This window comes from Bradyrhizobium sp. KZN70725 (assembly GCF_055264925.1).
Genome location: NZ_JBUYWT010000073.1, coordinates 25,076 through 32,183 on the forward strand (window position 1 = coordinate 25,076; position 7,108 = coordinate 32,183).

The following is a 7,108-nucleotide window of genomic DNA, read 5'->3' on the forward strand; positions in this document are numbered from 1 at the left end:
TTACCTCTCGATGTTCGAGAAAGCCGATAGAGAACTGACTTCCGCGATTGCCGACGGTTTCGTCCGCGTCCGCGGAGCGCGGGAGCATAACCTCCGGAACGTTTCGCTGGACATCCCGCGCAATGAGCTCGTGGTCTTCACAGGCGTGTCCGGATCCGGCAAGTCCTCCTTAGCGTTTGGGACGTTATACGCGGAGGCTCAACGTCGTTATCTCGAATCCGTATCACCTTACGCACGTCGGCTATTCCATCAGATGCAGGTGCCCGACGTCGACGCAGTCGAAGGATTGCCGCCAGCCGTCGCTCTTCAGCAGCAGCGCGGATCGCCGACAACCAGGTCGTCGGTGGGAAGCGTCACGACGCTCTCCAACCTCTTGCGCATACTGTATTCGCGGGCGGGCACATATCTGCGCGGGCAGGCCTTGCTTTACGCGGAGTCCTTCTCGCCCAACACGCCGGAAGGCGCCTGTCCGAACTGTCACGGCATCGGGCGAATTCATCAGGTCGTCGAACGAAGTCTGGTACCCGACGACACTTTGACGATCCGTGAGCGCGCCATTGCGGCCTGGCCTTCGGCTTGGCAGGGCCAGAATCTCCGGGACATTCTCGTCACCTTGGGGTATGACGTCGATAGGCCGTGGCGCGAGCTTTCGAAGAAAGATCGTGACTGGATTCTCTTCACGGACGAGCAGCCAACCGTACCGGTGTATGCGGGATACACGCCAGCCGAGACGCGAAAAGCCCTGAAGCGCAAGGAGGAGCCCAGCTATATGGGCACCTTCACCGGCGCCCGCCGGTACGTGCTTCAGACATATGCCACCACGCAGAGCGTCATGATGAAGCGGCGTGTAGCGCAGTTTCTGTCGAGCGATGATTGCCCGGTCTGCGGTGGGAAGCGGCTAAAAGCAGAAGCACTTTCGGTCAAATTCGCAGGAATGGACATTGCCGAGATGTCTCGCCTGCCGTTGGCCAAGCTCGACGAGCTTATCAAACCGTATATTGATGGAAGCAAGAAAGACGGTACCGACGATCATCCCGAAAAGGCGCTTGTCGTTCAGAGAATCGTCGAGGATCTCGTCGGGCGTCTCGAAGTTCTGCTTGAGCTAGGCCTCGGTTATCTCACCTTAGAGCGCAGCACGCCGACGTTATCGCCGGGCGAACTGCAGCGTCTGCGGCTCGCGACGCAGGTCCGATCGAACCTGTTCGGGGTCGTCTACGTACTGGACGAGCCCTCCGCTGGCCTGCACCCGGCAGACACTCAGGCGCTCTTGCGGGCACTCGGGCGCCTGAAGGCATCGGGAAATTCGCTCTTTGTCGTTGAACACGAGCTCGATGTGGTGCGCGAGGCCGACTGGATCGTCGACGTTGGGCCCGCTGCCGGGGACCAGGGCGGTCGGATACTCTACAGCGGGCGCCTTGCCGGTTTGGCCAAAGTCGAGGCGTCCCAAACACGAAGGTATCTGTTCGAAGATGCCGCGAGGGCACCACGCAAGATCCGCCGGCCGAGCAGCTGGCTGAAGCTGCGGAACGTGACGCGGAATAACCTGAGCCGTCTCGATGCCGACCTCCCTCTCGGCGTCCTTACATGTGTAACCGGCGTGTCCGGCTCGGGCAAATCCACTCTCATCAGCCAGTTTCTCGTCGAGGCGATCGCGGAGAACCTAGGTCAGCAACGCAAATCCGATCTGGACGAAGCTGAGCTGCAGGAGACCGTGCGTACGCTGAGTGGGGAAATTACGGAAGGGTTGGATCGCGTTAAACGTCTCGTTGTGGTCGATCAGAAGCCGATCGGCCGGACCCCGCGGTCCAATTTGGCGACTTACACCGGCTTGCTCGATCACGTGCGTAAACTGTTCGCCGGGACGAAGCAGGCGCGTGCCAGGCGCTACGACGCGGGCAGATTTTCGTTCAATGTGGCCAAGGGCCGTTGCGAAACCTGCGAGGGCGAAGGCTATGTATGCGTAGAGCTGCTGTTCCTTCCGAGCGTCTATACTCCGTGTCCGACGTGCCGGGGCGCTCGCTATAACCTGAAAACGCTCGAGATCAAGATACGGGACAAGTCGATCGCCGATGTGCTGGCGATGACCGTCGACGCGGCTTTCGAATTCTTTAAAGACGATGACGTTCTTTCGCGCTCTTTGGGCGCTCTGCGCGAGGTCGGGCTCGGTTACATTAGACTTGGCCAGTCGGCCACCGAACTTTCAGGAGGAGAGGCGCAACGCGTCAAACTCGCCACCGAGCTCCAGCGCGCCCATCGTGGCGGTACATTATACGTTCTCGATGAGCCGACGACGGGACTGCATCCGTCCGATGTCACAAAGCTCGGCAATCAGCTGCAAGGGCTCGTCGAGGCTGGCAACACCGTCGTTCTGGTCGAGCATGATATGTCTGTTGCAGCGGAGAGCGACTGGATCGTAGAAGTCGGCCCCGGCGCTGGAAACGAAGGAGGCCGCATCGTGGCGTCCGGACGACCGGATCAAGTTGCTGCCTCCGGGAGCCGGACAGCAGAATATTTGAAGCGAGCGCTCTAACGAGTTCATCGAAGACCGCCGGCCCCCATAGGAACACCGGGGGACGCAGTTGGTTGTTTGCCATCGCCTGCCCGAAAGAGACACGCATGGAAGGCATCCTCGTCGCCGAATTCGATACTCGCCGCGCGGCAGAGCTCGCGGTCGAGCACGTTGTGCAGGAGTGCGGAGTCCAGAGAACCGACGTGGTGCAGCCGATGGGCGCCGACAATACATCCGGCGATCGACCCGCGCTCGCCGACGTGAAGGTAAAGCCGAAGCCGGGCGAGAAGCTTGAGGGCCCGATCGAAGTATCCGTCGACTTCCATGGCGACGATCCGAAGCGCGTCGTGGACGCGCTGAAATCCGTTGGTGCTAAGGCCGTCCGGACGAAGTAAAGGACAGAATCATGCCCGAATATCCCAAACCGCCGTTTCCCAGCCAGCGACAACCCATGCCAGGCTCGACGGGGAAGATGGACCCGCGCCCGGATCATGGCGAGACAAGCTATAAGGGCTCGGGACGGCTTCAAGGCAAGTGCGCCATTATTACTGGCGGCGACAGCGGCATCGGGCGCGCGGTCGCCATAGCCTTCGCCCGCGAGGGCGCCGACGTCCTGATCGCCTACCTTGACGAAAGCGACGATGCGAAAGAAGTCGCGGCGATGATTGAGAAGGAAGGGCGCAGGGCTGTCCTCGTCGAGGGCGACCTTCGCTCGGCCGACCATTGCCGCACCGTGGTCGACCGCGCCGTGCAGGAACTTGGCGGCGTCGACATTCTCGTCAATAATGCCGCGCATCAGGCGACCTTCGCCGACATCGGCGACATCAGCGACGAAGAATGGCGCATGACTTTCGAGGTGAACATCCATGCGATGTTTTACCTCGCCAAGGCCGCGGTCCCGCATATGAAGCCTGGAGGCGCCATCATTAACACGGCATCGGTAAATTCCGACATGCCGAATCCGATACTGCTCGCCTACGCGACGACGAAGGGAGCGATCCAGAACTTTACGGGCGGCCTGGCCCAGATGCTGGCGGAGAACGGCATCCGGGTGAATGCCGTTGCGCCGGGTCCAATTTGGACCCCGCTTATTCCCTCGACGATGCCAGAGGAGGCCGTAAAGAACTTTGGCAAGCAAGTGCCGCTGAAGCGGGCTGGCCAGCCGGCTGAACTCGCCACAGCCTACGTGATGCTCGCCGACCCGCTATCCAGCTACACTTCGGGCACGACCGTCGCGGTGACCGGGGGCAAACCCTTCATTTGAGAAGTGGCCGGCATAAAGCATCCCGTGACGCCCGATGGCCGCTACTTCGTCGTGAAAGGGAAGCTTTGGGTCTCGGCAATCCGGACGTTGAGCCGGGCGCCTCCATAGAGTTTAGGGGCACGCTTTCAGCGAGGGCAAGTTGGGCGATGTGCATCGATGGTCCTTTAGCTAGGAAGCACCGCTCGGAGCAGTAAGATGATTGCATCCGAACCGAGTTTGGCAATGCTCCGGCCTTGCGGTGCCGATCACCGCGCGCGTGCCCTCTATAGTGATGCGCTCGAGGAGCTCTTGCGCACGCGTCGGCATCGCCTTCGCGGCGATCCCAACTCCCATAGAGGTGACGCTCAAGCAGACAGCGACGCCTATCTGATGTATCAATCCCGGAGTGAGTGGCGCAGAAAACGCTCCAAGCGATATCGATCGCCGTCCGCACTGTGATTGCATTTGCCATTTCAAGCTCCGTGACAAGGGCATCATTGCCGTGCAATGCCTTTCCACGGCGAAGGTTGCATCCTTTTCCCAACCTTAAAGCTGGCACCGGGCGTATCGTAGGAACCTTGCTCTCCCGAAGACATTTGCCGTTAAGATCTTAAACGGAGGATGTTATGGGACTCGAAGCGAAGGAATCCGGCAACTTGATCGGCAGCGACAAGGTTGAAGGCACGACAGTTTACGGTGCAGACAGTCAGAAGATCGGCAGTATCGAGCGGGTGATGATCGACAAAAAGAGCGGAAAGGTCTCCTACGCGGTCCTGAGCTTCGGCGGCCTTCTTGGCATCGGCGATGATCACTATCCACTGCCTTGGCAATCGTTGAAGTACGACACCAATCTTGGCGGGTACGTCACTGGCGTGACAGAAAGCCAACTGCAGGGCGCGCCCAAATATCGTGATGAGACGGCATGGAATTGGAATGATCCGGCGGCCGGTCGATCGGTAAATGACTATTACCGAGTACCAATCTGATTGCCCTCGAAATGCGGTGTGCTCGTCATCAAAGTGCGCTGCATTCGCGAAAAGCGTGTGGGAGCATCGTCGAATAACCGGTCGGCCGCAAATCGGGTCTTGAAAGCGAGTTCTAGGAAGCGCTCGCGCGAGCAAGCCTAGCGCAGGTACTCGCCCGCGCCGCGGGAACCTTATCTCCTCAGGCGAAGCGATATAGCGCGCCTCTACTTCCCGCACCACGAGGCCCTGAGAAAAATGTGGAGACCCGGCACGCGCGCGGCTGAACGCTTAGTGCGCTCGGCCCAGTCAGGGCCGCTGGTCACGCGTTAGTTGGACTGCGATATGTCAGACTGTCAGACATCTGAGTCCGTGTATCTCAAGCGCTCGGGTTCACGGCCAAGGCCGGGATTAGGAACGCGGTACGGGTCCGCGATCCGGGCCCGGGGAAGCTGATCTAATTGCTGTCCAGGAACTGTCGCATTAGCGGCAAGCACGCCGCACGGCCTTGCAAGTCAAGAAAGGTAGGTGCGCGCGAACTGGAATATGAGAGCGGATAGGCTATCCGAGACTGAGGGCGTAGAAATACATCGCCGCGATTATCGCGACGCTTAGTAGCGTGATGCCGAAACTTTCCCATCCCGAACCGATTTGACGAATCGCTCAAACGTTCCGGCGCTGCGACATCCTGTCAAAGCGCTTGATGAGCAATGCGCCTCACTCCTTGTCGCCCGATTAACTTGGTGGACGCCCGCGACGGGGCAGCTTCGGGCCAGTGATCCGGTCTGCCGCGACGCGAAGGGCGCCGGCATGTTTCATCGCTTCAACGCGAGCCGGCCCAGGCGGCAAAGCGCGCGCATGATCCAGCGCCAGTATCGCTTCCGCATAGCGAGACGCCAAGCATTCGACGAGCGAACCGGTATGGACCGCCAAGGGCAAGATTTCGCCGGCTCTGTGGGATGCTTATTCGATGGCGATGGCGCGATATCTTCCGGCATCGCTCGAGGTCGCCGTTGCCTTTTACGCGGCCGAACACGAGGGACGGAACTGGCGGCACCTGTGTTCTCAGCTCGAGGTCGTCCAAGTGCCTTGGGGGCATGATGGCTGCATGACTGTCGGTGCGGAGCGGCTGGTTGATCATCTGCGGCAAAGAATCAACGCTCTAGCCTCGCGTGCGCCTCCTTACGGCCGAGCAGATGGAGCGCGCGTCTGAAAACGCGACAAAGCGGGATAAAATTCAAGGTGAGACATTACCGAACTTAGGCACGTGTCAAGTCGAGGTAATCCGGCAGAGCGGTCTAAAATGCTGAGATTTCCCGGTAGACTGACGGTGCGCTCAGCCAGTCGCGCGCTGAGGATGCGGTCCGGGGAGGATCACATCCGGAAAGAAGCCCTGACGCCGCTAGCCCCCGTCGGGGCTTCTTGCTGCTTACGCCGGCTCAGATTGTACGAACGCCGCCCGCTTAAAATGCATGCGGACGGCGTCGGTTCTAGCCCCAGGAAGGATCTGCAAAATCCTGGCTAAGCTAAGTCTGCACAAAGACTTAAAAAGTTTAATACCCCTGAAGGGGTAGCTTGCCGTCAGAACGCGCGGCGCGCCCACGTTGTCGCACGACTGGCGTGCTCTCTGCCGATCAGCCGAACGGGCCTTTGCCAGCCTGCGTCATTCTGACGAAGGTGCCGTTCTCGCGGTACTCAAGCCACTTCATGTTTCCTCGGCATACTTCAGGTCAGCCCAATACTCAGCCGGTGTCGCCTTATCCCGGTAGAGCATTGGATAGTTGATCTTCTCGATCTAGATGCGTGTTTCGGCAATTTCCGGACAGCAATTTCGGTAATTCGCGGACAGCGATTTCAGTAATTCCGGGACAGGGATTCCGCTAAATCGCGGACAGTTGCGGGAGGTTGGTTTTCGGGAGCGCCGTTCAGGCAATGTTCTCTCTCAAGCTGAGTTTGAGAGGGGCAATGCCGAGACGGAAGCAAGCGAAACGAACCACTGTGAAGGACCTACGATCGATCCTGAGGCTGACGTACGAGCAGGACCTGTCGGTTCGGGAGATCTCGGAACGGCTGCAGATCAGCAAGAGTTCGGTTGCCACCTACCTGCTGCGAGCGCGTGAAGCGGGTTTGAGCTGGCCGCTGCCGCCGATTTACGAGAGCGAGGCGGCCTTGCAGCGAGCCTTGTTCCGGCGGGTCGGGCGCCCCCCGCAGGACTTGAGCGAGCCAGAGTGGCCACGGGTGGCGCAGGAGCTCAAGCGCAAGGGCGTGACGCTGACGCTGCTGTGGCAGGAATACCGGACGGCGCATCCCGACGGCTATGGTTACACGTGGTTCTGCGAGAAGTTTGACGCCTATCGGCGCCGGGCGAACCCGACCTTCCGTCATCGCCACGCG

Annotated in this window: 5 protein-coding genes; all 5 read left to right on the forward strand. The window is 59.9% G+C overall.

Translation table 11 applies throughout. The annotated features are described in order from the left end of the window. Positions 1-10 precede the first annotated feature (10 nt). On the forward strand, positions 11-2,530 hold the full coding sequence (locus ACZBJS_RS37660; RefSeq protein ID WP_463439982.1) for an excinuclease ABC subunit UvrA: 2,520 nt from the start codon (positions 11-13) through the stop codon (positions 2,528-2,530). An 86-nt stretch (positions 2,531-2,616) separates the two neighbouring features. Then, on the forward strand, positions 2,617-2,904 hold the full coding sequence (locus ACZBJS_RS37665; protein ID WP_463439979.1) for a hypothetical protein: 288 nt from the start codon (positions 2,617-2,619) through the stop codon (positions 2,902-2,904). A gap of 11 nt (positions 2,905-2,915) precedes the next feature. After that, positions 2,916-3,773, forward strand: coding sequence for a glucose 1-dehydrogenase (locus ACZBJS_RS37670; protein WP_253589145.1), 858 nt, complete (start codon positions 2,916-2,918; stop codon positions 3,771-3,773). Positions 3,774-4,378: 605 nt separating this feature from the next. Next, on the forward strand, positions 4,379-4,738 hold the full coding sequence (locus ACZBJS_RS37675) for a PRC-barrel domain-containing protein (protein ID WP_225649539.1): 360 nt from the start codon (positions 4,379-4,381) through the stop codon (positions 4,736-4,738). A gap of 1,941 nt (positions 4,739-6,679) precedes the next feature. Beyond that, the coding region (locus ACZBJS_RS37680) for a sigma factor-like helix-turn-helix DNA-binding protein (protein ID WP_463439980.1) at positions 6,680-7,108 on the forward strand (429 nt) is incomplete at its 3' end.

Bases quoted from the DNA above. Each gene is read 5' to 3' on its own strand.
- ACZBJS_RS37670 (WP_253589145.1), top strand. From the start codon at position 2,916: ATGCCCGAATATCCCAAACCGCCGTTTCCCAGCCAGCGACAACCCATG.
- ACZBJS_RS37665 (WP_463439979.1), top strand. From the start codon at position 2,617: ATGGAAGGCATCCTCGTCGCCGAATTCGATACTCGCCGCGCGGCAGAG.
- ACZBJS_RS37660 (WP_463439982.1), top strand. From the start codon at position 11: ATGTTCGAGAAAGCCGATAGAGAACTGACTTCCGCGATTGCCGACGGT.
- ACZBJS_RS37675 (WP_225649539.1), top strand. From the start codon at position 4,379: ATGGGACTCGAAGCGAAGGAATCCGGCAACTTGATCGGCAGCGACAAG.